The following is a 26,678-nucleotide window of genomic DNA, read 5'->3' on the forward strand; positions in this document are numbered from 1 at the left end:
GGGAGCCCCCGGACGGACGGGACCCCCTCGCCTCGGCGACGGGGTCCCGTCCGTTCTCCGTCTCCGGAGCCGGCGCCTCAGCGGGCGGCGGACAGACGGGCCAGGCCCTCGTCGAGGGTGACCGACGGGCTCCACTGCAGATCGGCGCGAGTGCGGCGCTGGTCGAACCAGTGCGCGGTCGAGAGCTGCTCGGCGAGGAAGCGGGTCATCGGCGGCTCATCGGCGCCGGGCCGCACGGCCCACACGCGCTCGACGAGCGAGCCCGCGGCGCGGGCGACGGAGGCGGGGACGGACCAGCGCGGCGGCTCGACGCCCGAGGCGCGGCAGATCCCGGCGAGCAGCTCGGCGACCGGGCGCGGCTCGCCGTTGGTGACGACGTAGGAGCGGCCGTGCACCTCCTCCGCCCGCCCGAGAGCGGCGACGATCGCCGAGGCGGCGTTGTCGATGTAAGTGGAGTCGATCAGCGCCTGGCCGTGCCCGAGGAGCGGCAGCCGGCCGGCGCGCGCCCGCTCGACGATGCGGGCGACGAGCTGGGTGTCGCCCGGACCCCAGACCAGGTGCGGGCGCACGGCGACCACCGCGAAGCCCGGGGCGTCGGCCGCCAGCGCCAGCAGCTCGGCGCGGGCCTTGGTGCGCGCGTAGTCGCCGCGGGCCCGGTCCGGATCGGCGGGCTCGGCGTCGTCGCCGGTGATCGAGGAGCCGGAGTGGGCGACGGAGGGCGACGAGATCTGGACGAAGCGGCTCACGCCGGCGCGGGCGGCGGCGGCGAGCAGACGCCGGGTGCCGTCGATGTTCACGCGGTCGAAGTCGCCAGGATCGCCGGCGAGCGAGACCTTCGCGGCGAGGTGCACGACGCCCTCGGCCGCGTCGACGGCCTCCTCGACCGCGCGCGGATCAGTCAGGGAGCCCCGCGCCTCCTCGACGCCCGCGACCCCGGAGGGCCGACGCTGGAAGGTGCGGACCTCGTGCCCCTGGGCGACGAGGCCCGCGGCCACCGCACCGCCGAGCAGGCCGCTCGCGCCGGTGACCAGGACCCTCACGGCGCCACCATCCGGCCGCCGGCGAGCACGCCCTCGGCCCAGCGCGAGAGCGCGGCCCGGTCGATCTTGGAGTTGTGGCGGATGTCGGTGGGCAGCGCCGGGACGACGAGAACCGCGGCGACGGGCCGGCCGACGGCCGCGCGCACCTCGGCGGCGAGGGCCTCCTCGGCCAGCACCACGCGGCGCGCGCCCGAGCGCAGCTCGACCACGGCGACCAGCTGCGCGACTCCGCGCGGGCCGGCTCCGACGATCGCGGCGCGGGCGACCGGGGCGACGCGCGCCTCGATCCGCTGCTCCGGTCCGACCGGCGTGACGACGCCGTCCGGCGTGACGACGACGTGCGGCATCCTGCCCTCGACCCAGAGGCGGCCGGCGGAGTCGATCCGCCCGACGTCCCCGGTGCGGTGCCAGCGCTCACCCGGGACGGCGCCGATGCGGGCGGCGCGGTCGGTGAGCCACAGGCGCTCGTAGTGGTCCTCGACGTGACCGGCAGAGACGACGATCTCGCCGGTCGTGCCGGTGATCTCCTCCGGCTCGTCCTCGGCGCGGCCGTCGGCGTCGAGCGGGGCGATCCGCAGCCGGACGCCCGCGGCGGGCACGCCGACGCAGACGCCTCCGCGCGGATCGTCGTCGGAGGCGGCCTCGCGGATGCCCTCCAGCGACGCGTCGGTGAGCAGCAGCCCCTCGGTCATGCCGTAGGGAGTGCGGGCGGAGGCGTTCGGCATGAGGGCCTGCGCCTCGCCGAGCAGTCCCGCCGAGACGGGGGCGCCGGCCGAGAGGAAGGTGCGCACGCCGGCGAGGGCGCGGTGGTCGTCAGTGTCGAGCGCGCCGGCGGTGGCCACGACGTTGGCCAGTGCGGCCGGCGAGAGGAACAGCACGGTCGCGTCGACCCGGGCGGCGGCCGCGGCGACGGCGGCCGCGGTGAGCGTCCGGGGCGCGGTGACGTCCATGTCCGGAGTGGCGGAGCGCGTGCCCAGCGCGGGACCGAGCAGGGCGAAGGGCGCGAAGCCCGCGACGAGCCCGGTGCCCGGTCCGATCCCGTACTGGCGGGCGAGCGCGTCGCGGACGCCGGCGAGCTGGCGGTGCGTGTAGACGACGCCCTTGGCGGGGCCGGTCGAGCCGGAGGTGAACAGGATCGCGGCCACGGCGTCGGCGGCGGGCGCCTCGCCCAGCGCCTCCGGGTCGGCGGCCAGCTCGGCGCGGCCGAGCTCGATCAGCTGCCCGAGCGAGGTGTCGACCCCGAGAGCCGAGGCGGAGGCGCGGGGCAGGGTCTGCGTCGAGACCCGGCCGCCGGGCCAGCGGAGGGCCCGCGCGACGGCGAGGCCGGGCAGGGCGCCGACCACCAGATCCGGCCAGGCGCCGCGGACCGCGCGGGTGAGACCGCGCAGGCCCAGGCCCGCGTCGGCGACGACCACGACGGCTCCGATGCGCAGGCACGCGTAGAGCAGCGCCGTCAGGTCGGCGCCGGGCGGCACGAGGAGCGAGACGCGGTCGCCCGGGGAGACGCCGGAGGCGCGGAGCCCGGCGGCGAGCTCGCGGACCCGCTGCGAGAGCAGGCGCCACGAGACCGAGCGGGGCCCGCCGCCTCCGGGAGGCGCCATCTCGACCAGGGCGAGCGAGTCGTCCTGCGCATTGCGGTCGAGATGCGCCCAGAGCGGCTCGACCGGCGCGGTCGGGCGGCGGACGTCGGGGGCGGGGTCGCCGCCGAACGGCTCCTCGCCGTCGGAGAGGTCGCCCAGCCAGGTGAGGACGGCGGACGCGTAGTCGACGTCCTCGGCCACCAGGTGGCCCGCTCCCTCGTAGCGGTGGACCTGCGCGTGCGGGAGGCGGTCGACGAGGTCGTCGAGGTAGCGGTCGGAGAAGATCGGGTCCAGCGGGCCCCAGAGCATCAGGGCCGGCGTCGTCAGGGCGCTGACGCCCTCGGCGATGCGCTGCAGCTCCGGGTCGCTCGGGTGGGCGGAGTCCACCGGGATGTCGGCGACGAAGCCGCCCACTCCGCCGCGGCGCGACGCGGACCGGTAGGGCGCGCGGTACCCCTCCTTCACCGCGGGGGGCAGCGCGGGGTGCCCCAGCGCGAGGGTCGTCTCGAGGAAGGCCGGCGTGCCGACCGTCGAGGCGCCGAGCACGCCCGAGGCGAGCGCGAGCCGGAGCGGGGCCGGGATCGGCTCGTCGGCGCTCTGGTGGATCGCGGTGTTCAGGAGCATCGTGGCGCGCAGCTGCGCCGGGTGGTCCACCGCCCAGCCCAGCGAGACGACTCCGCCCCAGTCGTGGCCGAGGGTGACCACGTCGTCGAGGCCGAGCACGTCGGTGAGGTCGGAGAGCTCGCGCACGCGGTCCGCGAGCGTGTGCAGGGCACCGGTCCGCTCGGAGAAGCCCATCTCGAGCTGGTCGACAGCGACCACCCGCCAGGCGGGGCCTCCGCGGCGGGCCGACTCGAGCGTGGCGGCCGCGAGGCGGCGCCAGAGGTAGGACCAGGTGGGGTTGCCGTGCACGCAGAGGACGGTGCCGACGGGCTCCGTGCCGAGGGCCTCGCCCGTGTCGAGCAGGTGCCAGCGGCGCGGCACGCCCTGGGCGTCCGGAGCGTCGACGAGGCGCGACCACGCGGGATCGAGCCCGTCGAGCCCGGCCGGGGGCAGCTGCGCCGCTGCCGTGGAGCCGAGCGCTCCGCGGATCCGCTCGGCCGGGTGGGGCGCGGTCACCAGGCGATCTCGAGCATCGCGGTGTTGATGCCCGAGCCCACTCCGATGAGCAGCACCCGGTTGCCGGGCTGCAGGGTCTCGGCCTCCTGGGCCAGGGTGATCGGGATCGACGCCGGGCCGACGTTGCCGAGGGTGGGGTAGGTCGTGGGGACGCGGCTGCGGTCGATGCCGACGGCCTTCACCAGGGCGTCGGTGTGCACGTCCGACACCTGGTGCGTGATGTAGCGGTCCATCCCGCTCCAGTTCCAGTCTCGGGTGGCCTCCTTCCACGCCGAGAGGACGAGCTCCATGCCGCCCTTGAGCAGCGCCTTCGCGTCCGTGAACATGCCGTCGACGCTGCCGACGCAGAGCTCGTTGAACTGCGTGGCCGCGCGGGTGATGCCGCCGAGGATGCGGTGGCCCTTGGGGTGCTCGTCGGCCGGGCCGAGGACGGCCGCGGCGGCGCCGGAGCCGAGGGTCAGGCTCGCGAACTCGCTCATGAAGTCCTTGCGCTTGACGCCCTCGCGGCTCAGGCGCTCGATGGTGTTGACCTGGATCTCGTCGGCGTCCTCGCCGTCGATGATGAGCGCGTAGCGGATCTGGCCGGAGTCGATCAGCTGCGCGGCGAGGGTCATGCCGTTGACGAAGCCGAGGCACGCGTTCGCGATGTCGAAGTTGATGGCCGACGAGGGCAGGCCGAGCCCGTGGTGCAGGCGCACGGCGACCGAGGGCTCGAGGTGCTTGCGGGTCACCGACGTGTTGATGATCAGGCCGATCTGGTCGGCGCGGACGCCGGCCTCGGCGAGAGCGCGCTTGCCCGCGTCGATCGCCGCTCCGTCGAAGCCCTGCTCGGTGCCCCAGTTGCGGCGCTCGTGCACTCCGGCGACGCGCTGGAGGAGCCCGGTGGGGAGCCGCAGTCGCTTGAGCGCCGGGGCGAGCCGCGCCTCGATCTCGGCCGAGGTGGTCACGCGCGGAGCCAGCGTGGTCGCGACGGACAGCAATGCGACGTTGCGGTGCGTGGTCGTTGCGTTTCCGTCCAACGGAACTCCCTGTCGAGTTGTCGATCCTGGCATGTGCCTCCGCGATTTTACGCTGTCGTTCACGCTGCGCTTCCTGGACGCCCGCTGGGCGGTCGCGGAACGCGTCCTCGGGGGCCCGGCGGAGGCTCCTCCCCCGGAACGACGGGCGAGGAGCCGCCGAGGCCACACGCGACGCGCGGTGTCAACCCACCCGCCTGGGCGTCAGGTCCCCATCGCCCACGGCTCGCGATCGCCGCGGAGGCGGGCGGCGAGCGCCATCGCCTGCTCGTCGGTCAGGGTCGCGACGTAGTCCACCACACCGCGCCCCCGGCCGAGCCGCTGCAGCGCCGCCGGGTCGGAGGTCGGCCGGCCGCGCTCGTCCGCCGGGAGCCAGTCGGGGTGGTCGGCGCGCAGGCGGAAGTAGCCGTCGGTCGCGAGCTCGATCAGGTCGAGCAGCTTCTGCGGGGCCCGCGAGCCGTCGCGCGGGTCCTCGAGCCAGGCGTCGAGGTGGGTCACCAGCGTCTCGAGCACCTGCGACTGGCCGCGCTGGTAGGTGGCGAAGTCCGGCCGGTCGATCACGAAGCGCGTGTGCACGAACTTCAGCACGGCCACGTCGTGCCAGGCGTCGGGGAGGAGGGAGAGGTGGCCCGAGCGGACGTTCGGCTCGGCGAGCACCACCACGGAGCGCTGCAGGCGGCCGATCCAGGAGGAGACGAAGGCCTCGATCGCGCGCTCGGTGCGCGTCGATCCGTCGAAGGGGAGCGCGAGGAGCCCCTCGACCAGCTCGGTCGACACCCGCTCCACGGAGGCGCGGAAGTGCTCGTCGCTCGCGATCCACGGGTCGCGGGCCACGAGCCTCCGGCGGAGCATCTCGAGCGAGTGCCCGGGTGCCCGCGCCCACAGCTCCTCGGCGTCGAGGGCGGCGAGCGCGTTCTGCTCGCGGAGGAAGGCGCGGAACTCCACGGCGACGGCCGCCTGCTGCAGCACTCCCGCGCGGTAGAAGTCGTCGAGGTCGTGCAGCGAGTAGGCGATGTCGTCGGCGACGTCCATCACCGAGCACTCGAGGGTCTGCTGCCAGGGGGCGATCGCGGTGAAGCCGGAGCGGGCGTCGAGCAGGTCGTCGAGGTCGAGCGTGTACGCCGAGAACTTCGGCGGAGCGGTCTCCCACCGGCTGGCGGTCGAGCCGCGGGGCAGCTCGGTCGGGTCGGCGGAGTCGATGCCGGGGCGGTGGACCGTCCGCCCCCACGGGTACTTGAGCACGGCGGCTCGGGAGGCGGCGGTGAGGTTCAGCCCCACCTCCACCGTCTCGCAGACGTCGAGCTCGGAGAGGATCCGGAACGACTGCGCGTTGCCCTCGAAGCCCTCCGCGAGCCCCAGCCGCTCGCGCGCGAGCCGGTCGAGCGCCTGCTCGCCGAGGTGGCCGAACGGAGGGTGGCCGAGGTCGTGCGCGCTGGCCGCGGCCTGCACGACCACCGGGTCGCAGCCGCCGAGCCGCTCGACCAGCTCGCGCTGGGCGGGATCGGTGGTGGTCAGCTGCATCGCGATCGCGCGGGCGACCGCGGTGACCTTGATCGAGTGCGTGAGCCGGTTGTGCACGACCTGGCCGACGCCCGAGGGCGAGATGACCTGGGTCACCGCGGAGAGGCGGGCGAAGTAGGGCGAGAAGCGGATCCGCTCCAGGTCGACGCGGTACTCGGGGTACTCCTCGCCGGTGGCGAACCGGTCGACCGGCTCGGGGATGCGCCGGTCGCGGCGGTGGTCGTGCGGGGCCGAGGCCCGCGGGGCCGTCGTCTCGGGGAGTACCGGCTCGCTCATGGCTTCACCCTAATCAGGGGCGCGGGGGCGGAGGGACCGCGCCGCTCCGGCGGCCGGCGTCGCTGCTCCGCCGAGACACCGCGTCCGCCGGCGAGGCACCGCGAGGACGGCGGCGCCTCGGGGAGCGCAGGGACACCTCGGCCGTGGCCCGGGGGCGGGGCCGGCGCCTCGGCGGACGCCGGGACGCCCCGCGGGAGCCCCGCTGACGAGGCGAGCGGGAGACGCCGGGCGCGGACTCCCGTCAGGCGGACTGCTCGCGCGGGGCGACGGCGAGGTGCACGGCCGCGGCGACGACCGCGCCGAGGACGTAGGCCGCGATGTCGAGCCAGGAGAAGGTGGTGCCGACGACGAGGCGGAGCGGCGCCCACAGCTCGACCAGGCGCCCCGCGACTCCGATCGCCTGCAGCTGCTCCATCGCGATCGACCAGGCCAGCGCGATCCCGGCAGCCGTCACGCCCGGGATGCGCGGCAGGAGCACCGCGATCAGCAGCGCCACCAGGACGACGTAGGCCACTCCGCCGGCGAGGTCCGCGAGCAGCCCCGTGAGCACGAACCGCAGCGCCAGGCCCAGGCCGAGCACGGCGACGGCCGCGAGGGCGAAGCGGAACCGCGCCTTCACCGGGCACGCTCCTCGAGGGCGCGCTGGAGGCGGTCGAGAGCGAGGAGGAACGTGCGGTCGTCGGCCACGCGCCAGCCGAGGGCGGCCGGGGCGGCGACGACCAGGGGCACGGGGACGGTGCGCGGGCGCCGCCTCGCCGCACGCAGGACGGCGGAGGCGGGCGGCGGCGCGAGGACCGCCAGGACCAGCGCGCGGACCCGGTGGGCACCCGAGGGCGAGGTGCCGACGCCCACCGAGACGATCCGATCCCACTCGGCGATGCGCAGGGCGTCCGCGAACTCGGCGGCGAGCTCGAGTCCGTCGCGGCCGACGGCCAGCACCGCGGCGGCGGCGGCCGGAGCGGCGGAGGCGGGTGCCGCGATCCGGCGCAGCGCCCGGGCGAGCTCGGGAGTGCGCAGGACGGCGAACCCCTCGGTGACCGCGGCGAGCGCCGCCAGCCGGCGCTGCCGCTCCGGGGCGGCCTGACGGACCCGGGCCCGGATGGCGGCCGGGGCGGGCAGGGGCGCGGCGAGCAGCGCCGTCGGCTCGAACCGCGTGCGCGGGGGCAGCGGGACCGCCGGCGGCGTGCGCGGCGGGGGCTCGCCCCAGTGCGGCGTCGATGCGGGATCCATGCGCCCCTCCCTCCTCGCGCGGCTCCGAGCCGCCCCTGAGATCATCCCCCCTCCGCCCTCCCGCCTTGCCGAGAGGGCTCGGCAGGCTTACCATGGAGTACCCCCCGGGGGTATGCCGTGACCGGCGTGCCAACCGGACGCCCACCGGGCCGATCGACCAAACCGGACCGGACGCACGACATAGGAGGACCCATGAGCACCAGGATCGACCTCGGCCTGACCGCGAGCGGATCGACGGGAGGCTGCGGCTGCGGCGGAGGCGGCGCCTGCGCGTGCGGCGGCCACGGCTCTGGCCGCTCCGATGGCGGCCACCCGGCGCAGGGCTCCCTGTCGGCCGCGTCCGTGCAGAGCTTCGGCGTCGCGGGCATGACCTGCGAGCACTGCGTCCGCAGCGTCACCGAGGAGCTCGCCGCCTACCCCGAGGTCTCGGCGGTCGACGTGTCCCTCGCCCCCGACGGGGTCTCGACCGTCACGGTCGGCTCCTCCCGGCCGCTCGGCCGCGAGGAGATCGCCGCCGCCGTCGCCGACGCGGGCTACCGCCTCGCTCCCCTGAGCTGACGTGACCGAGACCACCGGCACCCCGCTCGAGCTCGCCATCGGAGGGATGACCTGCGCCTCCTGCGTCGCGCGGGTCGAGAAGCGCCTCGACGCGCTCCCCGGCGTCCACGCGACCGTCAACCTCGCCCTCGAGCGCGCGACGCTGACCCTCCCGCCCGGCACGACTCCGGCCGACGCGATCGCCGCCGTCGAGGCCGCGGGCTACAGCGCGTCGGTCCCCTCCACCGGCGAGGCGGCTCCCACGGAGGAGCAGGAGGAGCAGAGCGACGACGACCGCGAGCGGCGCGCCCTGCGCACCCGGCTCCGCGTCTCCGCGCTGCTCGCCGTGCCGGTGGTCCTGCTCTCGATGATCCCGCCGCTGCAGTTCGCGAACTGGCAGTGGCTGTGCCTCGCCCTCGCCTCACCGGTCGCGGTCTGGGGCGCGCTCCCCTTCCACCGCAACGCCTGGCGGGCGCTGCGGCACGGCTCCACCACCATGGACACCCTGATCAGCCTCGGTGTCAGCGCCTCCTTCGCCTGGTCGGTCTGGGCTCTGTTCCTCGGCGACGCGGGGCGGCCCGGCATGAGCATGCCGTTCGAGCTGCTGGGCAGCCGCTCCGGCCACGACGAGATCTACCTCGAGGTCGCCGCCGCCGTCCCCGTCCTCGTGCTGGCCGGCCGCTACCTGGAGGCGCGGTCGAAGCGCGACGCCGGTGCGGCGCTCCGGGCGCTCCTCCGCCTCGGCGCGAAGGACGCCGTGCGCGTCGCCGCCGACGGACAGGAGGAGCGCGTGCCCGCGTCCTCGCTCGCTGTCGGCGACCTCCTCCGCGTGCGCCCCGGCGAGACCGTCGCCGCCGACGGCACCGTGCTCGAGGGCTCGAGCGCGATCGACGCGAGCATGCTCACCGGCGAGAGCGTGCCGGTCGAGGTCGGCCCCGGCTCGACCGTGACCGGCGGAGTGCTCAACGCCCACGGCCTGCTCACCGTCCGCGTCGACCGCGTCGGCTCCGAGACCACGCTCGCGCGGATGGGCCGCCTCGTCTCGGACGCGCAGGCCGGCAAGGCGCGCGTCCAGCGGCTCGCCGACCGCGTCTCCTCCGTCTTCGTGCCGGTCGTGGTGGTGCTCGCCCTGGCCACTCTCGCCGGCTGGCTGATCGCCGGCGCCGACCTCGCCGCCGCCGTCTCTCCCGCCGTCGCCGTCCTCGTCGTCGCGTGCCCGTGCGCGCTGGGCCTGGCCACCCCGACCGCCGTCCTCGTCGGCACCGGCCGCGGCTCCCAGCTCGGGATCCTCCTCCGCGGGCCGGAGGTGCTCGAGGCCGGGCGCCGCATCGACACGGTCGTGCTCGACAAGACCGGCACGCTGACCACCGGCGCGTTCCAGGTCGTCGAGTCCAGCGACGACGAGAGCCTGCGGATGCTCGCCGCCGTCGAGCGCGGGTCGGAGCATCCGCTCGCCGCGGCGATCGTGGCCGGGGCCGCGCACCTCGACGTCCCCGAGGCGACCGGATTCCGCTCCAGCACCGGGTTCGGCGTGCGTGCCCGGGTCGAGGGCCGCCTGGTCGTCGCCGGCCGGCTGCGCTGGCTGGAGGAGCAGTGGGACTTCGCGCCGGGCGGTCTCGCCGAGCGAGCCGAGCGAGCGACCGCCGAGGGCGGCACCGTCGTCGGCGTCGGCTGGGAGGGGGCGCTGCGCGGTTTCGCGGTCCTCCGCGACGAGCCGAGGCCGGAGGCGTCCCGCACCGTCCGCGCCCTGCGCGAGCGGGGCCTGCGGGTGATGGTGCTGACCGGCGACAACCCGCGGGCGGCGCAGGCCGTCGCCTCGGCCGTCGGCATCGACGAGGTCGTCGCCGAGGTGCTGCCGGAGGAGAAGCTCGCCGTGATCGAGCGCCTCCGTGCGGAGGGCCGCCACGTCGCCTTCGTCGGCGACGGTGTGAACGACGCCGCCGCGCTGGCCGCCGCGGACGTGGGGATCGCGATGGGCGCCGGATCGGACGCGGCGATCGAGGCGAGCGACATCACGCTCGTCGGCGACGACCTCGGCCGGGTGCCCGACGCCCTGCGCCTCGGGCGCCGCACCCTCGCGGTCATCCGGGGCAACCTCTTCTGGGCCTTCGCCTACAACGTGGCCGCGATCCCGCTCGCGATGGCCGGACTCCTGGGGCCGCTCGTGGCCGGCGCCGCGATGGCGTTCTCGAGCGTCTTCGTCGTGCTGAACAGCCTGCGGCTGCGGTCGTTCCGCTGAGTCCCGGCGGGCCGTCCGGAGTTCCCTCGCGGAGCTCTTGACGGCCCGCCCGCAGGTGGCGAGGGTGAGCGCATGAGCCTCTTCATCACCTGCCCGGTCGACGACGTCGAGCGCGCCACCGCCTTCTACACCGCGCTGGGCTGGACCCTGAACGCCGAGATGTCCCGCGAGGACGTCTCCTGCTTCGCGATCGGTCCCGGCACGTCCGTCATGCTCGCGAGCCGCGCGATGTACGAGAGCGTCGGCGCCACCGAGGAGCTGATCGGCGCCCCCGGCACCCCCTCGAAGGTGACCGTCTCGTTCGACCTCGACAGCCGCGCGGCCGTCGACGAGCTCGTCGAGCGGGCCGCCGCCGCGGGCGGCCGGATCGGCGACACCGACGACTACCCCTTCATGTACCAGCGCCAGTTCGACGACCTCGACGGCTACCACTACTCCCCGTTCTGGATGAAGCCGGGCGGCGACGCGGCGGAGTGACGGGGCCGCGCGGACTCACTCCGCGTGCCGCAGGCGGTGCCGCCGGACCGCGGCCCGGTTCGCGCAGCGGACGGAGCAGTACCGCTGCCGGCCGTTCCGCGTCACGTCGACGACGACGTTCCTGCAGTGGTCGCCCGGCGCCCGACCGGCCTCGCACCGCAGGAGGCGGCTCATCCCCCGGGTCGTCAGGTGCAGCGCCGTGCCGACCGCGATGACGGCGTGGAGGACGTGCGCCAGGGACTGGTCCTGGTCGCGGTAGTGCAGGTGCCAGCCCTCGTCGTCGTGGTCGGTCAGGCGCGGGTACGCGGCGATCGCGGCCATCTGGCGGTTCAGCGACGTCGCCCGGTCGCTCGGAGTCGGCGCGTCGACCACTTCCAGCCACTCGTCGATCACGTCGCGTGTCCTGGCGTGGTCGTCCGGGCCGGACTCGAAGGCCATCGTCATGCCGAACTCGCGCGTGCGCGCCTCGATGCCCGCGCGGTCGGACGGCCAGTCGTTCGCGAGGGAGGCGGCGAGCAGGACCGCGTACTCGCCGTAAGGGTTGAGCTGCATAAGACCATGACAGCACAGTGACTCCTATGCGCACCTCCACTCCCTCCCCGCACCCCTCCGAGCCGCTCGCCCCCGCCGTCGATCCGCACGAGCACGGCTGGACGACCGAGTCGGCCCACAGGACCAGCGAGGGCGTCGTCGTGTACGTCCGCTGCGTCGGCTGCGGGACGCGGCGCGTGGACGTGCGGACCGGGCACCAGGATCCCCCTGCCGCTCTCAGCCGCGTCCTGCCCGCCTCCGACGACCGCTCCCGCCGTGGAGCAGAGGGAGGATGAGGGCATGATCGCCGACCTGACCCTCCCCTGCGACGCCGGCCCCGGGGAGAGGAGCCTCCTCCTCCTCCGCCGCGCGGTGCTCGACGACCTCCCCTCGCTCGTCCGGCTCCTCTCCGACGACCCGATCAGCGCCGGGCGCGGAGACGTCGCCGCCGACGAGGACGAGGCCGCTTACGAGGCCGCCTTCCGGAGCATCGCGCAGGACCCGGGCAACGATCTCGTGGTCGCGGTGGACGGCGCCGGAGCCGTGGTCGGGACACTGCAGCTGACCGTGATCCCCGGGATGGCGCGCCGGGGCAGCTCCCGCCTGCTCGTCGAAGCGGTCCGGGTGGCGAGCGCCGAGCGGTCGGCGGGGATCGGCACGGCCCTGATGCGCTGGGTGCTGGACGTCGCTGCGATCGAGCTCCGCACGCCGCTCGTCCAGCTGACCTCGGACGCCGCCCGCACCGACGCCCACCGCTTCTACCTGCGCCTGGGCTTCGTCGACTCGCACGTGGGCTTCAAGCGCCGCGTCGAGCTGCCGGGCTCGTAGCGGCGGCGCGGGCAGCCCGTCCGGACGCCTGATCGGCGTGTCCCCGCAAGCACGACCGGCGCAGGAGGGGACGCCCCGAGCGGAGGCCCGGACGGCACCGCTCGCCTCTCCCCGGCCGACGTGATTGGCTGGCCCGATGAGAACCGAGACCCGCCAGGGCGTCCCCCTCCTGCTCGTCGACGACGACGGAGGCGCGCTCTCGACCCCGGACGACGCGATCGCGCTGATCGGCGAGACCTACGGCGGCGACGTCGAGACGATCGTGGTGCCCGTCGTGCGGCTGGACCCCGAATTCCTCCGCCTGCGCTCCGGGATCGCCGGGGAGTTCGTGCAGAAGTTCGTCTCGTACGGCAAGCGGCTGGTGATCCTCGGCGACGTCAGCGGGCCGGTCGCGGAGTCGAGCGCGCTGCAGGCCTTCGTCGTCGAGTCGAACCGCGGCGACCACCTCTGGTTCGCCGCCGACCTCGAGGCGCTCGACGCCCGCCTCCGCAGTTCCGGCACCGCGACCGAGCCCGGCGCCGACGGCGGAGTGGAGCCGACGCCCGGCCCCGCCCGCTGATGCCCCTGCTCCAGGCCGGGCGCGACGGCGCTCCGCCCGAGGTCGACGGTCCGGTCCGCCTCCTCCTGCTCGCCGACACGCACCTCCCGAAGCGGGCGAAGGCCCTCCCGGACGAGGTGTGGCGCGCGGTCGACGAGGCCGACCTGGTCGTGCACGCGGGCGACTGGGTCGACGATTCGACGCTGGACGCGCTGGAGGAGCGGGCGGCGCTCCTGCTGGCCGTGTGGGGCAACAACGATCCGGAGCCGCTGCGCGCCCGCCTGCCCGAGGTCGCGCGCGCCCGCGTCGCCGGCCTCGACGTCCGCGTGGTGCACGAGACCGGAGCGGCGACCGGCCGCGAGACCCGCGCCGACGCCGCCCATCCGGGTGCCGACGTGCTCGTCTTCGGGCACAGCCACATCCCCTGGGACACCGTCTCCCCGGCGGGTCTCCGCCTGCTCAATCCGGGCTCCCCGACGGATCGGAGGCGCCAGCCGGCCTGCACCTTCCTGACCGCCGTCGCCGACGACGGAGCGCTCCGCGACGTGCACCTGACCGCCCTGCCGCTCCGGGCACGAACCATTCCCGGCGGCGGCGCAAGGGGGTCACAGAGCATTTAGGTCGGCCTAAGCTCACCTGGATGAGCAGCTCACACGACCACCCCGACTCCGCGCACCTGCGCCCGGAGGGTCTCGACGACGCCACCGTGGCGGCGCTCGGGAAGCTCTCGGAGGCGCTCGAGACGGTCGAGCACGCCCGCGGTCTGCTCTACGGCTTCCACCGGCTCACCGGCGCAGCCGACCTCGCTCTGGGCGAGGCCGTCGACGCGCTGCGTGAGGCCGGCCACGCCGCGACCGCCGAGCGGATCGAGGCCGAGCTCGTCGGCCGCAACGTCATCGAGGGGCGCTGGACCTTCCAGATCGTCGAGGACTACGACGACACCTACTACGCCGCGTTCCGGGAGCAGGAACGCGCCGCGCGCGACGAGCTCGCCGGCGGACGCCGCCACCTGTTCGAGTCCGAGATGAAGGAGGACCGCCGCTCCGGCGGCCGCCGCCACCACGAGTCGCGCCCGGAGGCGGGCTCGTGAACGCCGTCATCCGGATGCACGCCTCGTCGCTGCGGGTCAAGGCGGTCACGCCCGGCCGCGGCGGACGCGGCACGCCTCCCGAGCCCGAGGCGACGATGCGGCGCACCACGCTCAGCATCGACGGCCGCCGCTTCCTCCTCGCCGTCTCCCTCGACACCGAGGAGCTCGAGAAGCGCCTGGTCGAGGCCGTGCGCAACCGCGGCGACATGGTGAGCTTCACGGTCGCCGGCGAGCGGGAGGTCTGCGTGCTGGTCTCCCCGGGCGTCGCGGTCATCCTCGAGCACGAGGACGTCCCGGTCGAGGATCCGGACGCCGAGGACGCGCCGATCCTGTACGACGACGTCGAGTACCTGACCTGATCCGTCGGCGACCGGTCCCGGCCGCCGGTCCGGGCGCGGACTCTCGACTCGGGTCGTCCGTCCGCTCAGACCGCTCCGGTGCTCGCCCACAGGTGGAACGCCGCGTGCGCCCGGTGCGGCCGCCACGCCTGCGACGCCGCCTCCGCCTCCGCCGTGCTCACCCGGCCGAGCGCCTTCCGCAGCACCAGGTCGCCGGCGGGGAAGGCGTCCGGATCGCCGAGGAACCGGAGCGCGAGGTAGTCGGCCGTCCACGGCCCGATGCCCGGGATCGCGAGGAGCGCGCGCCGCTGCTCCGGCAGGTCGCCCGCGCGGTCGAGCACGGGTCCGGCGACGAAGGCCTCGGCGACGGCTCGGACCGTCCGCGCCCGGGCGTTGGTGATCCCGATCGCTGAGCGCAGCGCCTCGAACTCCGGCGCGAGCAGGGCGGCGGGTGCGGGGAACGCCAGCAGACCGCGCTCCCCCGGGGCGCCGAAGGCCGCGGCGGTGCGTCCGCCGAAGGTCCGGGCCGCGGCGACGGACACCTGCTGGCCGAGGACCGCCATCACCGCCGCCTCGAACGCCTCCGGGTACTGCGTCGCGCGCAGCCCCGGCCGGGCCGCGACGGAGCGGGCGAGCAGCGGGTCCCGCGAGAGCTCGGCGCCGATCGCCACCACGTCGGAGTCGAGGTCGAACCAGGCTCGGACGACCGCGGCCGCCGGCGTCAGCACGTCCGGCTCCGCATCCACCCGCAGCCCGGTCTCCGTCACCTCGAGCGCGATCGGCCGCGGCGCCCCGTCGAGGGTGAGCAGGCGCTCCAGGCGCCGGCCGTCGGCCGAGACCCGCTCCACTCCGGGGAGTGCGTGGTTGCGGAGGAGGCTCGCGGCGCCGGCGGAGTCGAAGGGCCCGAGGGCCGGCAGGTCGAGGGAGGACGTCTCGTTCAGGGGAGCAGGACCGTCTTGCCGCGCGCGCGGCCCGACTCGACGAGGGCGAGCGCGGCGGCCGCCTCGGTCAGCGGGAAGGAGGGCGCGAGCACGACCTCGAGCTCCCCACGACCGGCGCGGTCGAGCAGGCCCGGCCGGGCGGCGTCGCGGAGCGCAGTGCCGGGATCGGCTCCCGGTCCGCCGCCGAGCAGCAGGATGCCGCCGAGGCGGGCGGCGTGCTCGAAGCCGGCGACGGTGGCGATGCGCGAGCGGTCGGCGACCAGAGCCACCGAGGCGTCCAGCGCCTCGTCGGTGCCCGCCGTGTCCAGCGCGACGTCGACGCCGCCGGGGGCCAGGACGCGCACGCGCTCCTCCAGCCCGGCGCCGTAGCGGACCGGCTCCGCGCCGAAGCGGCGGACGACCTCCTCGCCGCGCTCGCTCGTGGTGCCCAGCACCCGTGCTCCGCGGGCGACCGCGAGCTGCACAGCGAGCGAGCCGACGGCTCCGCTCGCCCCGTGCACCAGGACGGTGTCCCCGGAGGAGACGCGGGTGGCCTCGACGAGGTGCTCGGCGGTCGTCCCGGCCAGCAGCAGGCCCGCGGCCGCCGCCCAGCCGAGTCCGGCGGGCTTGGGCAGGACCGCGCTCGCGTGCGCGACCAGCTCGGCGGAGTAGCCGCCGGAGACCCGGAACGCCACGACCTCGTCGCCCACGCGGATCGGTCCGAGCGGCCCCTCGGCCCCCTCGCCGACCGCGGTCACGACTCCGGAGACCTCGCTGCCCGGCCGGACCGGCACCCGTCCGCGCCCGAACATCCCGCGCAGGAGCTTCGCGTCGGCCGGGTTCACGCCCGCTGCGCGCACCGCGATCCGCACCCTGCCGGGCGCCGGCTCCCCCGGATCGACCTCGACGACGCGCAGCGCCTCCGGCCCGTCGAATCCCTCGGCCTGCATCGCGACGACCATGCGTCCGCCTCCCGTCCCCGGGCGCCCGTGCACCCGAGCGCGACGCTAGCAGCAGCGTCCGGCCCCCGGACCCCCCTGCGGAGAGCGCGGCCGCCGACCGAGAACGCCCGTTCTGGTACCGCCTACCATGGAGGGATGTCCCCGATCCTCGACGAGCGCCCTCCCCGCGAGGCGATCCTCGCGGCCGCCGACCGGCTCTACTACGAGCGCGGCATCCAGTCCGTCGGGATGGACGAGCTCCGCACGGCCGCGGGCGTCTCGCTGAAGCGCCTCTACTCGGAGTTCCCGAGCAAGGAGTCGGTCGTGGTCGCCGTCCTGCACGGCCGGCACGAGCAGTGGACCCTCGGCGTGACCACCCGGGTCGCCGCGGCGGACGGACCTCGCGGCAAGCTGCTCGCGATCTACGACTTCCTCTTCGACTGGTTCTCCGAGGACTCGTTCCGCGGCTGCGGCTTCATCAACGCCTTCGGGGAGCTCGGCTCGTCGAACCCGATGGTCGCCGAGATGGCGCGCGACCACAAGGAGACGTTCCAGCGCTTCCTCGCGACCCTCGCTGAGGAGGCGGGAGGCGGCGCCGAGCTCGCCGCGCAGCTCGCGATCCTCGCCGAGGGCGCCCAGACCACCGCGGCCATCGCCGGAACCCCGGAGGCCGCCCTGCACGCGCGTCGCGCCGCCGAGATCCTCATCGACGCGGAGACGCGCCCCGTCTGAGGCGCGCCGCGCGCGGGATCAGGCCTCGCCGCCCCCGGGCGGGCCGACCACCAGCAGCGCCGCGAAGACCACGGCGACCAGAGCCAGGACCAGCGCCCCGGCGAGCACGGGCCGCGCGAGCGCCCAGCGGAGGAGCCGGCTCGTCACGCGCCGGTCGCGCGGGTCGTCCGTCGCATGCGTCCGCCAGGGCCCCTCCAGCAGGCCGCGGCGCTCGAAGCCGCGCTCCAGCGGGACCGTCGCGTAGGGCACGACCGCGCTGACGACGGCGAGCGCCGTCGCGCCCGCCGACCACCGCTGGTTCACCGCGAGCACCAGGGCCGCGGCTCCGTAGGCGAGGAACGCGAACCCGTGGATCGGTCCGGCGACGCTCACCGGCCAGTCGCCGGCACCGGCCGCGTACTTCAGCAGCATCCCGACGATCAGGAGAGTCCAGGTCACCGCCTCGACGATCGACAGCAGGCGGAAGAGGCGGCGCGGGCTCATGGGATCGGCTCCGTTCGGTCCGCGGCGACGCGGCTCGGGGTCGGTCGAGGGTCGCCCGGAGCCTACGGGAGCACGCTCGCGAGGAACCTGAGCGGACGGGGACCGCTCGGGGCGCTCAGCCCAGCCAGCCGGTGAGCGAGAGGGCCGTCACCGCGCCGACCAGGCCCGCGGCGACCAGGGCGACCGTGCCCGTGACTCCGCTGCGGGAGGGGGCTGCCGCGGGGCCGCCGGCCAGGCGCGCCCAGAGCCGACGTGCCACCTCCTCGGCGGAGGGGCGGTCGGCGGGGTCGAGAGCGGTCATCTCGGTCAGCAGCTCGCGCCACTCCGCCGGGACCGACTCCGGGACGACGGGCGCGTGGTGGAGGCGCTGGATCGAGATCTCGAGCGTCGTGCCGGTGTAGGCCCTGCGGCCCGAGACTGCCTCGAGGAGGACCAGCCCGAGCGAGTAGACGTCGGACGCCGGTCCGACCGGGCCGGAGCCGAGGCTCTCGGGGCTGAGGTACGCGGCGGTGCCCACCAGCACGTCGGAGCGGGTGAGCCGGGCGTCGTCGACCGAGCGGGCGATCCCGAAGTCGCTGAGCTTGGCCTCGTGCGCGGAGAAGCCGGATGCGGTGGCGCGCGAGCGGACGAGGACGTTCTCGGGCTTCACGTCGCGGTGGAGGACGCCCTGCGCGTGCAGGTGCGCGAGAGCATCGGCCACCTGGGCGCCGACCTCCGCGATGAGCCGCTCATCGCCGGAGACGAACCAGTCGGCCGCCGGATCGCTGCGGTCGAAGTACTCGAGGACGAGGAACGCGAGGTCGCCCTCCTCGCCGGGGATCTCGCCCTGGTCGAGGACGTCCACCACCGAGGCGTGACGCGAGTCGATCAGGAAGCGGATCTCGCGCTCGCGACGCGCCCGCTCGTTCGGGGTGTCCGGGACGTCGCGGTGGACCTTGACCGCGACCTGGCGGGCGAGGCGGAGGTCGCGGGCCCGGTAGACGACGGCGCTGCCGCCCTCCCCCACCCGCTCGAGCACGAGGTAGCGACCGGCCAGGGTGGAGCCGACCAGCGGATCCACGACGTCGGCGGGGAGCGGCTGCAGGCGGTCGAGTTCGTCCAGCACGGGCAGCTCCCTTCTCGAATGAGTCACTAGCTCGTCTAACTAGTAGTCCCTTCGTAGTGGTCGCCGCCCTTTCGAGCAAGCACCTCGGGGGAGGTTGGCTTGACTAGATCTTCTTGCTACAAGACTGTCTAGACTGTTCGGCATGGATGAGGTCACGCCGAAGCGACCCGGGGCCTTCTGGTTCTCGGGTGAGGCGACCGAGCCCGGAGCGGTGGAGGTCCTCGCCGCGATGCGCGCCTTCCGCACGGCGGAGGCCGCGATGCGCCGCCGGACCCGCGGATCGATGGGCATGGGCGAGAACGACCTGCTGGCCGTGCAGTTCCTCATGCGCCGCCAGCAGAAGGGCGTGCACGTCAGCCCGAAGGACCTGGCCTCCTACCTCGGCATCTCCTCCGCCTCCACGACCGTGCTCATCGACCGGCTGGTCAAGAGCGGGCACGTGGTCCGGGAGCCGCACCCGAGCGACCGCCGCGCCATCCGCATCGTCGCCACCCCCACCTCCCACCGCGAGGTGCGCGAGACGCTCGACGAGATGCACCGCCGCATGCTCGAGGCGGCCGAGACGCTCAACTCCTCCGAGGCCGGGACCGTCATCCGCTTCCTGCAGACGATGCGCGACATCGTCGAGCGCCCGGCCGACTACGAGGCCGTCGACGCGGCCCAGGAGCTCGCGGGCGAGCCGATCGGCGAGTACGCCGACGGCGTGCTGGAGCAGCGCCGCGCCTGACCGGCGTCCCCACCGCCGCGACCGCTCGTCCCCGGGAGTTCACTCCGAGGGCCTTCTGCCGCGCCCCGGATTCGTCGGAGAATCGAGTCGTCCGGCGGCGATGGACAGAAAACGCACTCCGTGACGTAAGTAGCTAGCTCAACTAGTAGGAAGTCTTTCTAGCGATATAGAGTGACGGACGTCAGCCACTCGCACGTCAGATCGGAGCACACCATGGGCAACATCCTGTACGGCACTCCCCCCGCCGCCATCGAGGTCGAGGACCGCGCCCTCGCCCACCTCCAGATCGTCATCATCAACAAGTTCCGCCGCGACGAGCGCTTCCTGCTCACCCTCGACGCGAGCCCCCAGGCCGGCACCGGCCGCCGCGGCGTGTGGATGCACCCGACCATCCCGATCCAGTTCGAGTTCAAGGGCAGCCGCCAGCCCACGATCAACCCGGAGTGGGTCGAGGCCCTCATGGAGCGCGCCAACAGCGGCGCCGGCCTCCGCATCGTGCCCGAGCCGACGAGCAACGCCGCCGTCCCGCTGCGCCGCGCCGAGCCCGCCGCCTGACCCTCCGCGCCGGAGCCGCTCCCGATCAGGCTCCACCGCCGCACACCGACACGACCCGCCTTCCCGCCCGGGAGGCGGGTTCCGTCGTCTGCGGGGCTGAGAACCCCGGGAGCGCGCTCGCAAGTGGTTGACATTCCGCGCCACGGTCAGGGTCGCAGTCCTACACTGCTCCTGCGGCACGGGGTCGTTCCGGCGGGCTCGTCCCTGCTGTCGCACGCATGACCGGCCGCCGGCCGCTCGGGCCCCCCTCTCGAGCGACCGGCGGACGGCTGCGCGGCGCACCCGAAGCGCCGTCCGCGAGGTCCGCCGGAACCAGGAGCGGCCAGATGACCCACGGAACGAACAGCCTCACCACCACCGTCGACGAGGTGCGCCCGGGCGACCTCTTCTGCGCCGTCGTCGCCCACGAGACCGAGCAGTGGCGCGTCGTCGCCGTCCTCGGCATCCGCGTCCTCGCCGAGCGGGTCTCCGGAGGAGACCGCCGCAGCTTCACGCTCCGCTTCGTGCGCCACCAGCTCTCGCCGGACGTGCTCATCGCGAGGGGCGCCGAAGCGACGGCCTCTCCCGACTCCCGCCGCTAGAGCGCCGCCGTCGCCACGGCGGGCCGCGCCAGGCGGGCGAAGAGGCGGTCGAACACGACCCGCCGATCGAACTGCAGGGCGTACTCCCGGGCGGCCGCCGCTCGGCGTGCGCGATCGTCGGCGCTGAGCTCGAGGACGGCGTGGTCGAGGAGCGCGGCGATCGTGTCCGGGCTGTCGACCGGGGTCACGAAGGCGTGCTCGCCGATCGCCTCGCCGATGCCGCCCGTCAGCGTGGTGATGATCGGGCCGCCCCCGGCGAGCATCTTCTCGGCCAGCGCGATGCCGAAGGTCTCGACGAACTCGGGCCGCGGCTTGCTCGGGAGCACGAACGCCGCGCAGCCCGCCATCAGGAAGGGCTTCTCCGCGTCGCCGACGTCGTCGAGGAAGCGGATGCGGTGCGCCAGCGGCGACGCCGCCGCGATCCGGCGCAGCTCCGCCTCCTGCGGACCGCGACCCGCGATGACGAGCTCGTGGCGCTCGTGGACGGCACTGCGCTCGTAACCCGTGATGAGGTCCTCCACGCCCTTCGCCTCGGTCAGGCGCGAGAGGAAGAGGACGTAGCCGTCGGTCCGGAGTCCGCGGGCCCGCACGACCTCCTCGACGATGCCGGGGTCGAGGTCGAGGTAGGCGTCCGCGTCGATCGCCGGGTAGGACACGGCGATGCGCTCCCGGCACTGCGGAGCGAAGCGCGTCCCGTGCGCGGCGTCGACGCGCTCCGCCTCCTCGATGATCAGGTCGCGCGTGTACTCCGACACCGCGACGCAGTGGTCCTGCGAGAGGTAGGAGGAGAGGATGTGGGCGGCGGCGCCCAGCCGGCCCTCCTCCACCGCCCGGCGGACCACGTTGGTGACGTCGGAGCCGACGGCCTCGGCGATCGTGGTGACCTCGACGGGGAGTCCGGTGCTCCAGGCGGCGCGGAGGGCGTCGGCCACGACGAGCGTGTGCGGGCTCAGGTAGAGCGAGAGGCACACGGTCGGGACGCCGTCGGTGAACAGCTCGATCAGGCGTCCGGTCATCCCGGCCAGCCAGCGGCCGTCCGGGACCTTGTAGTCGCCCACGGGTCCCGGCCGCTCCACGACGATGCCGTCGCTGTAGGGCAGCACGGCGTCGAGCGGCTTGAGCGGGAGGCCCGCGGCCTCGAGCCGGTCGATCGGCCAGGTGACGATCCGGACCTCGTCGAATCCGCGCTCCCGGGCGGTCTCGGCGAGATTGCGCGCTTCGACGGAGTGCCCGCAGATCACCGGATCGGCGCGGACGACGATGACGAGTCTGTTCTGCACGGTGTTCGCGTGCGTGCTCTGGTCCATGGGTCTCCTTCAGGGGTCGTCGGTCGGATGCGGCGGCGGAGGCCGGACGCGCGGGGTCGGTGGTGGCGGGGGTGACGGCGAGCGGGGCTCAGTGCCGGCGCGCCGGCCACGAGGGCGGCCGGTGCTCGGGCAGGGTCCCCCAGTCGGAGGGCTCCGGACCGAGGTGCAGGAGCAGCTCACCGCCGCGATGGAGGGCGGCCGCGGTCAGGACGCTCGTCAGGAGGGGCGCGCCGTCGAACTCGGCCGACTGCACGTACTGGACCGGCCCGCCCGGCTCGGGCTCGACGAAGCCGGTGGTCCGGATCTCGAAGTCGGCCCCTCCGATCGCCACCGACGCGCGCGCGAAGCTCGGCGCGTTGACCAGCACCAGGCCCTGCCCGGCGACGGGGAACAGCCCGAGGCTCGCCCACACGTACCAGGAGCTGAGGCCGCCGGAGTCGTCGTTCCCCGGCAGGCCGCCCCGGCCCGCTCCGAACCGCTGGTGCAGCACGCCGTGCACGATCTCGGCGGTCCGGTCGGGCCGTCCCGCGTAGTGGTACGCCCACGGCGAGTCCATGTCGGGCTCGTTGTTGAGCCCCTCGAAGCGTCCGAGCTCGGCTCCCGCGAGCATCTCGCTCCGCTCGGGGCGCAGCCCGAGCTGGACGACCGGCTCGGCTCCGTAGCCGAAGAACTCGTCCAGCTGGGCGACGAAGCCCTCGTCCCCTCCGCTGAGGGCGATGCGCCCGGCCATGTCGTGCAGCAGGCGGAACGAGTAGTTGTGGCGGGTGCCCTCGTAGTACGTCGAGTCCTTGAGCAGGCCGGAGCGGAGGTCGAACGCGTTCACCCACTGCGCGGCGCGCTCCTCGAGCTGCTCGGCGAGCTCGAGATCGCCGACGTGGCGGGCCACGACCGCTGTGCACCAGTAGCCGTGCGCCAGGTCGAGCGTGTGGCTGATCGGGTGAGCCTCCCCCGCGGCGAGGAACTCCTCGCCGTACATCCGCTTGAGGTCCTCGCTCATGTGCACGAGAGCGGCGTCCCAGTCGATGCCGGGCAGCCCCAGCCGGCAGAGGTCGGCGAGGAAGGTGTGCGCGAGGGCGCTGCCCTGGCGCGAGAACCGGTCGCTGCCCTTGGCCATCCGGTAGCCGATCGGGAAGTTGCCCTCCTCCTCGCAGATGGTCAGGAGCGCAGCCGCGATCTCGACCGCCCGCTCGGGCAGCAGCATCGTGAGCAGCGGGAGCTGAGTGCGGTAGATGTCCCACATCGTGCTGATGTCGAAGACGAAGGGTCCGTCCGCCGGCCAGAACGGGCTCTCGGAGGGAGCGAGGCACGGCTTGATCAGCGAGTGGTAGAGCGCGGTCGAGAAGACCGTCTCGCGCTCGGCGGACGGGGCGTCGACGGCGATCGTGCGCAGGCGCTTCCGCCACGTCTTGCGGGTGCGATCGCGGCGCTGGTCGAACCCGGTGCCCGCAGGAGGGACGTCGCGATGCAGGTTCTCGCGGGCGCGGTCGGTGCCCCGCAGCGAGAAGCCCATCCGGAGCTCGACGGTCTGCCCTGCCGTGCTGGGTCCCGCCCACATCAGCCCGAAGGGGCGCAGCGTGGTGGGACGGATGTGGTCGAAGTCGAGCCGGGTCCCGCCGGGCATCAGCCGGCGGTCGTACCAGAGCATCTGCCGCCACTGCAGGGCGTCGCACTCCAGGTGCACCGCGAGCGGCGCCCCCTCCATCACGACCTCGCCGGCCGCGACTCCGGGCGAGATCGAGTGCAGCTGCGCGCGCAGCGGCACCGTCGCTCCGCTCGGGATCGCCAGACCCCCGAGGGAGAGGTCTATCACCACGCGTGCGCTGCGGTGCTCGGGGAAGGTGTAGCGGTGCACTACGGAGGCGGGCCCGACGGTGAGCTCGGCCCGCACGCCGGAGGAGAGGGTGGCCGCGTAGTAGCCGGGCTCCGCCACCTCGTCCTCGAGGGCCCAACTGCGCCCGAGCTCGTCGAGCGGCTCGAGCATCGGCGTGACCCGCAGGTAGTTGTAGTACTTGCGGATCGCGCCGGTGCCCGACTGCTGGAAGTGGGTGAATCCGCTCGCCTCGAGGCCGTCGTGGAGCGTCGGCGGGACCCCCTCGAGCGCGAGGTCGTAGCGGCCGTAGCCCGTCGGATAGGCGCCGGAGTAGGAGCACGCGGACACCATGCCGAGGGGGTAGGTGGCTCCGGGGTGCGTGTTCCCGATCTGCGGCTTCGGCGACCACCACGTCGCTGCGAGCCCGGTCGGCTCCGGGAGCGCGGTCGCCTCCGTGCCCAGGAACGGGTCCACCCGCTCGATCATCCGCTCGCCGCCATGCCGTGACGCTAGGCACGGCGGGGAGACGAGGGGTGTCGACGGGGTGTCCGGCGGACGACGGAGCGGCGACGGATGAGGGCCGACGGGCTAGGGGATCAGGCGCTCCGAGCGGTAGCGGTCGAAGAGCGCCGTGAACGAGTCGACCGTCCGGTGGAACGCCGTGAAGCCGGCGAGGCGGGACTTGCCGATGTCGGTGACGACCTCGAGGTTCCGGCCGAGGTCGGCGTCGGTGTGCCACCAGGAGGCGACGCGGGAGAGGTCGGGCTCGATCAGCCCGTGCTCGTCGACGAGGCGCCGCCAGACGGGCTCGGCATCGGCCATCTGCTGCTCGAGCGGCTGCGGCTCCTCCCCCGGGCCGACCGGCTCGACGCCGAAGTGCTCAGCGATCCGGGTCCACATCCAGCGCCAGCGGAAGACGTCGCCGTTGACCACGTTGAAGGCCTGGTCGCGGCCCGCCTCCGACGTCGACGCCCAGAGCATCTGCTCGGCGAGGATCGTCGCGTCGGTCATGTCGGTGAGTCCGTTCCACTGCGTGAGCGAGCCGGGGAACACGAACGGGGTGCCCTCGGCACGGTGGATCGACGCCGCGACCGCGAGGGTCAGCCCCATGTTCATCGCGTTGCCGACGGCGTGCCCGATGACCGTGTGCGAACGGTGCACCGACCAGGTGAACCCGGCGCGCCCGGCCGCGGCGAAGAGCTCGTCCTCCTGCGCGTAGTAGAAGTTCGGGGCGTCGAGGCGCTCCTCCTCCTCGTGGAACGGGGTGTCGGGCATCGCGCCCTGCCCGTACGCCTCGAACGGGCCGAGGTAGTGCTTGAGGCCGGTCACCAGCGCGACGTGCTCGACGGGAGCGTGCGCGAGCGCGGCGAGGAGGTCGCGGACCATGCCGCCGTTGACCGCGATGTTCTCCTCCTCCGTCGCCTGGCGCGACCAGGCGGTGAAGAAGACGTGCGTGGGGCGCTGGTCGGCGAGCACGCGGGCCAGGTCCTCGGCGGAGCGCAGGTCGGCGGCGAGCGGAGTGACGCCGGGGCGCGCGTCGATCGGGCGGCGCGAGAGGGCGGTCACCGGCCAGCCCTGCTCGGTGAGCAGGTCGACGAGGGCGGAGCCGCCGATGCCGGTCGCGCCGACGACGAGGGCGCTGCGGGAGTCGGACGGGGGGACGGGAGTGGTGGAGGACATCCCCTGGGCCAACAGCCCCGGGGGCGAGGCATTCCCCGATCCGGGCGTCGCGGAGGGACACCGGAGGTCACGGAGGGACACCGGGCGTCACGGGCAGACCGCGGACCGGGCTCCTCCCCTACCGTCGAGCACGAGCCGCCCGGGGTGGGCGCAGCGGAACAGGAGCCGACGATGACCGCGACCGACGTGCGGGCCGTGCCCGAGGTGGACTACGAGGAGCTGGCGGGGCGGTTCCGGCCGCTGTTCGCCGAGATCGCGGCGGGGGCGGCGGCGCGGGAGAGCGCACGCGAGCTGCCGGTCGCGCAGATCCGAGCGCTGGTGGAGGCCGGGTTCGGCGCGGTGCGCGTGCCGCTGGAGTCCGGCGGGGCCGGCGCGAGCCTCCCTCAGCTGTTCCGCCTGCTGACGGAGCTGGCCGCCGCCGACTCCAACCTCCCCCAGGCGCTCCGCGGCCACTTCGCCCTGGTCGAGGACCGGCTGCTCGCGACCGACGGGACCCGCGAGCGCTGGCTCCGGCGCTTCGCCGACGGCGAGCTCGGCGGCAACGCCTGGACCGAGGTCGGCACGGTCGCGATCGGCGATGTGCAGACGAAGGTCGCTCCGGTCGAGGGCGACCCGACGCGGTTCACGGTGACCGGCACGAAGTACTACTCCACCGGCAGCGTCTTCGCGGACTGGATCGACACCTTCGCCCAGCGCACCGACACCGGGCAGAAGGTGATCGCGATCGTCGACGCTCGCCAGGCGGGCGTCGAGCACGCCGACGACTGGGACGGCTTCGGCCAGCGCACCACCGGCTCGGGAACGAGCACCTTCACGGAGGCGGTGGTCGCGGCCGAGGACGTGATCGACTTCGAGACCCGGTTCCGCTACCAGACCGCGTTCTACCAGGCGGTGCTGCTGGCCGTGCTGGCGGGCTCGATCGCGGGGGCCGAGCGCGAGATCGCAGCCGAGGTGCGGGCGCGGACGCGGATCTTCTCGCACGGGAACGCCGAGTCGTTCGCGGCGGATCCGCAGATCCTGCAGGTGGTGGGGCAGGTCTCGGCCGCCGCCTATGCGGGAGCGGCGATCGTGGAGCGCGCGGCGGTCGCGCTGCAGCGGGCGCACGACGCGGCCCTCGACGGCGACCCGCTCGAGGACGAGCGGCAGAACGACCTCGCCGAGCTCGAGACGGCGCAGGCCCAGATCGTCCTGACGCAACTGGCCACCCGGGCGACCTCCGACCTCTTCGACGCGCTGGGCGCCTCCGGGGTGAGCACCCGCAAGAACCTCGACCGGCACTGGCGCAACGCGCGCACGGCAGCGAGCCACAATCCGTGGGTGTTCAAGGCGCGGATCGTCGGCGACCACGCGGTCAACGGCACCGTGCCGCCGCGGGTCTGGGCGATCGGCGCGGGGCCGAAGCGGTAGTCGCCTCGGCGCCGGCCGGGGGCGGTGGACAGCCGACAAGGGCGGAGGAGAGGATCGAGGGGGCGGCGCT

General features: G+C 74.6%; 28 protein-coding genes. 14 read left to right on the forward strand and 14 right to left on the reverse strand.

What is annotated here, in order from left to right; all coding sequences use genetic code 11:
• Positions 1–77 precede the first annotated feature (77 nt).
• From C5C59_RS10195 to C5C59_RS17280, 6 genes are all read right to left on the reverse strand, one after another.
• On the reverse strand, positions 78–1,040 hold the full coding sequence (locus tag C5C59_RS10195; RefSeq protein ID WP_104224184.1) for an NAD(P)-dependent oxidoreductase: 963 nt from the start codon (positions 1,038–1,040) through the stop codon (positions 78–80).
• Positions 1,037–3,739 carry an alpha/beta fold hydrolase gene (locus C5C59_RS10200; RefSeq protein WP_258062700.1) on the reverse strand — a complete coding sequence of 901 codons (2,703 nt, stop codon included), beginning with the start codon at positions 3,737–3,739 and terminating at the stop codon, positions 1,037–1,039. Before C5C59_RS10200 ends, C5C59_RS10195 begins: the two co-directional genes overlap by 4 nt.
• Positions 3,736–4,791: a 3-oxoacyl-ACP synthase III gene (locus C5C59_RS10205; RefSeq protein WP_104225938.1), complete on the reverse strand. Its 1,056-nt coding sequence runs from the start codon at positions 4,789–4,791 to the stop codon at positions 3,736–3,738. The genes C5C59_RS10200 and C5C59_RS10205 overlap by 4 nt, the downstream gene beginning before the upstream one ends.
• A 168-nt stretch (positions 4,792–4,959) precedes the next feature.
• Entirely contained in the window at positions 4,960–6,552 is a 1,593-nt protein-coding gene (locus C5C59_RS10210; RefSeq protein WP_104237792.1) for a deoxyguanosinetriphosphate triphosphohydrolase family protein, read from the reverse strand.
• Positions 6,553–6,793: 241 nt separating this feature from the next.
• Positions 6,794–7,171 carry a DUF2809 domain-containing protein gene (locus tag C5C59_RS17275; protein WP_181134876.1) on the reverse strand — a complete coding sequence of 126 codons (378 nt, stop codon included), beginning with the start codon at positions 7,169–7,171 and terminating at the stop codon, positions 6,794–6,796.
• Positions 7,168–7,782, reverse strand: coding sequence for a hypothetical protein (locus C5C59_RS17280; protein ID WP_181134877.1), 615 nt, complete (start codon positions 7,780–7,782; stop codon positions 7,168–7,170). The genes C5C59_RS17275 and C5C59_RS17280 overlap by 4 nt, the downstream gene beginning before the upstream one ends.
• Before the next feature lie 192 nt (positions 7,783–7,974).
• On the opposite strand from C5C59_RS17280, the gene C5C59_RS17580 reads away from it, so the two are divergent.
• The 3 genes from C5C59_RS17580 (at position 7,975) to C5C59_RS10230 (ending at position 11,035) form a co-directional block, all read left to right on the forward strand.
• Positions 7,975–8,340 (forward strand): heavy-metal-associated domain-containing protein, encoded by a 366-nt coding sequence (locus C5C59_RS17580; RefSeq protein ID WP_104237794.1) that lies wholly within the window; start codon positions 7,975–7,977, stop codon positions 8,338–8,340.
• A gap of 1 nt (position 8,341) precedes the next feature.
• Complete coding sequence (locus C5C59_RS10225) at positions 8,342–10,558, forward strand: cation-translocating P-type ATPase (RefSeq protein WP_258062702.1); 2,217 nt, start codon at positions 8,342–8,344, stop codon at positions 10,556–10,558.
• A 72-nt stretch (positions 10,559–10,630) separates the two neighbouring features.
• The gene (locus C5C59_RS10230) at positions 10,631–11,035 is read left to right on the forward strand and encodes a VOC family protein (RefSeq protein ID WP_104225941.1); all 405 of its coding nucleotides are present in this window, start codon (positions 10,631–10,633) and stop codon (positions 11,033–11,035) included.
• A 15-nt stretch (positions 11,036–11,050) separates the two neighbouring features.
• Here C5C59_RS10230 and C5C59_RS10235 read toward each other — a convergent pair whose 3' ends face one another.
• A complete protein-coding gene (locus tag C5C59_RS10235; protein WP_104233451.1) occupies positions 11,051–11,587 on the reverse strand; it encodes a CGNR zinc finger domain-containing protein in 537 nt (178 codons plus the stop codon).
• 26 nt (positions 11,588–11,613) lie between these two features.
• On the opposite strand from C5C59_RS10235, the gene C5C59_RS10240 reads away from it, so the two are divergent.
• The 6 genes from C5C59_RS10240 (at position 11,614) to C5C59_RS10265 (ending at position 14,381) form a co-directional block, all read left to right on the forward strand.
• Complete coding sequence (locus tag C5C59_RS10240) at positions 11,614–11,862, forward strand: hypothetical protein (RefSeq protein WP_104233452.1); 249 nt, start codon at positions 11,614–11,616, stop codon at positions 11,860–11,862.
• A gap of 4 nt (positions 11,863–11,866) precedes the next feature.
• Complete coding sequence (locus tag C5C59_RS10245; RefSeq protein ID WP_104237795.1) at positions 11,867–12,394, forward strand: GNAT family N-acetyltransferase; 528 nt, start codon at positions 11,867–11,869, stop codon at positions 12,392–12,394.
• A gap of 136 nt (positions 12,395–12,530) precedes the next feature.
• The gene (locus C5C59_RS10250) at positions 12,531–12,953 is read left to right on the forward strand and encodes a DUF4180 domain-containing protein (protein ID WP_104237796.1); all 423 of its coding nucleotides are present in this window, start codon (positions 12,531–12,533) and stop codon (positions 12,951–12,953) included.
• Positions 12,953–13,552, forward strand: a complete 600-nt coding sequence (locus C5C59_RS10255; protein ID WP_104237797.1) for a metallophosphoesterase — start codon at positions 12,953–12,955, stop codon at positions 13,550–13,552. The genes C5C59_RS10250 and C5C59_RS10255 overlap by 1 nt, the downstream gene beginning before the upstream one ends.
• Before the next feature lie 20 nt (positions 13,553–13,572).
• Entirely contained in the window at positions 13,573–14,022 is a 450-nt protein-coding gene (locus tag C5C59_RS10260; protein WP_104224173.1) for a hypothetical protein, read from the forward strand.
• The gene (locus tag C5C59_RS10265; protein WP_104224172.1) at positions 14,019–14,381 is read left to right on the forward strand and encodes a hypothetical protein; all 363 of its coding nucleotides are present in this window, start codon (positions 14,019–14,021) and stop codon (positions 14,379–14,381) included. Before C5C59_RS10260 ends, C5C59_RS10265 begins: the two co-directional genes overlap by 4 nt.
• Before the next feature lie 65 nt (positions 14,382–14,446).
• Here the strand turns inward: C5C59_RS10265 and C5C59_RS10270 are convergent, their stop codons facing one another.
• The gene (locus C5C59_RS10270) at positions 14,447–15,301 is read right to left on the reverse strand and encodes an AlkA N-terminal domain-containing protein (protein ID WP_308470704.1); all 855 of its coding nucleotides are present in this window, start codon (positions 15,299–15,301) and stop codon (positions 14,447–14,449) included.
• The gene (locus C5C59_RS10275) at positions 15,298–16,242 is read right to left on the reverse strand and encodes an NADP-dependent oxidoreductase (protein ID WP_258062703.1); all 945 of its coding nucleotides are present in this window, start codon (positions 16,240–16,242) and stop codon (positions 15,298–15,300) included. Before C5C59_RS10275 ends, C5C59_RS10270 begins: the two co-directional genes overlap by 4 nt.
• 135 nt (positions 16,243–16,377) lie before the next feature.
• On the opposite strand from C5C59_RS10275, the gene C5C59_RS10280 reads away from it, so the two are divergent.
• Positions 16,378–16,953 (forward strand): TetR/AcrR family transcriptional regulator, encoded by a 576-nt coding sequence (locus C5C59_RS10280; RefSeq protein WP_104224170.1) that lies wholly within the window; start codon positions 16,378–16,380, stop codon positions 16,951–16,953.
• Positions 16,954–16,971: 18 nt separating this feature from the next.
• On the opposite strand, the gene C5C59_RS10285 is transcribed toward C5C59_RS10280, so the two are convergent.
• Together C5C59_RS10285 and C5C59_RS10290 are read right to left on the reverse strand one after the other, a co-directional pair.
• Positions 16,972–17,436, reverse strand: a complete 465-nt coding sequence (locus C5C59_RS10285; RefSeq protein ID WP_104225947.1) for a DUF3817 domain-containing protein — start codon at positions 17,434–17,436, stop codon at positions 16,972–16,974.
• A gap of 115 nt (positions 17,437–17,551) precedes the next feature.
• The gene (locus C5C59_RS10290; RefSeq protein ID WP_181133448.1) at positions 17,552–18,541 is read right to left on the reverse strand and encodes a serine/threonine-protein kinase; all 990 of its coding nucleotides are present in this window, start codon (positions 18,539–18,541) and stop codon (positions 17,552–17,554) included.
• Between the two features lie 142 nt (positions 18,542–18,683).
• On the opposite strand from C5C59_RS10290, the gene C5C59_RS10295 reads away from it, so the two are divergent.
• The 3 genes from C5C59_RS10295 (at position 18,684) to C5C59_RS10305 (ending at position 20,404) form a co-directional block, all read left to right on the forward strand.
• Positions 18,684–19,268, forward strand: coding sequence for a MarR family winged helix-turn-helix transcriptional regulator (locus tag C5C59_RS10295; RefSeq protein WP_104237800.1), 585 nt, complete (start codon positions 18,684–18,686; stop codon positions 19,266–19,268).
• Positions 19,269–19,481: 213 nt separating this feature from the next.
• The gene (locus C5C59_RS10300; RefSeq protein WP_104224199.1) at positions 19,482–19,823 is read left to right on the forward strand and encodes an ATP-dependent DNA ligase; all 342 of its coding nucleotides are present in this window, start codon (positions 19,482–19,484) and stop codon (positions 19,821–19,823) included.
• Positions 19,824–20,149: 326 nt separating this feature from the next.
• A complete protein-coding gene (locus C5C59_RS10305; RefSeq protein ID WP_104237801.1) occupies positions 20,150–20,404 on the forward strand; it encodes a hypothetical protein in 255 nt (84 codons plus the stop codon).
• Here the strand turns inward: C5C59_RS10305 and C5C59_RS10310 are convergent.
• The 3 genes from C5C59_RS10310 to C5C59_RS10320 all read right to left on the reverse strand — a co-directional run bounded on the left by C5C59_RS10310 (position 20,401) and on the right by C5C59_RS10320 (position 25,201).
• Positions 20,401–21,711 carry a glycosyltransferase gene (locus C5C59_RS10310; RefSeq protein ID WP_104237802.1) on the reverse strand — a complete coding sequence of 437 codons (1,311 nt, stop codon included), beginning with the start codon at positions 21,709–21,711 and terminating at the stop codon, positions 20,401–20,403. The genes C5C59_RS10305 and C5C59_RS10310 overlap by 4 nt on opposite strands.
• A gap of 88 nt (positions 21,712–21,799) precedes the next feature.
• Positions 21,800–23,995 (reverse strand): glycoside hydrolase domain-containing protein, encoded by a 2,196-nt coding sequence (locus C5C59_RS10315; protein ID WP_258062706.1) that lies wholly within the window; start codon positions 23,993–23,995, stop codon positions 21,800–21,802.
• 114 nt (positions 23,996–24,109) lie between these two features.
• On the reverse strand, positions 24,110–25,201 hold the full coding sequence (locus C5C59_RS10320; protein WP_104237804.1) for an SDR family oxidoreductase: 1,092 nt from the start codon (positions 25,199–25,201) through the stop codon (positions 24,110–24,112).
• A 171-nt stretch (positions 25,202–25,372) separates the two neighbouring features.
• Here C5C59_RS10320 and C5C59_RS10325 point away from each other — a divergent pair, with 171 nt between their 5' ends.
• Positions 25,373–26,608: an acyl-CoA dehydrogenase family protein gene (locus C5C59_RS10325; protein ID WP_104237805.1), complete on the forward strand. Its 1,236-nt coding sequence runs from the start codon at positions 25,373–25,375 to the stop codon at positions 26,606–26,608.
• The last annotated feature ends 70 nt before the right edge of the window (positions 26,609–26,678 follow it).

The organism is Rathayibacter sp. AY1F4 (genome assembly GCF_002931775.1).
Lineage (GTDB): Bacteria > Actinomycetota > Actinomycetes > Actinomycetales > Microbacteriaceae > Rathayibacter.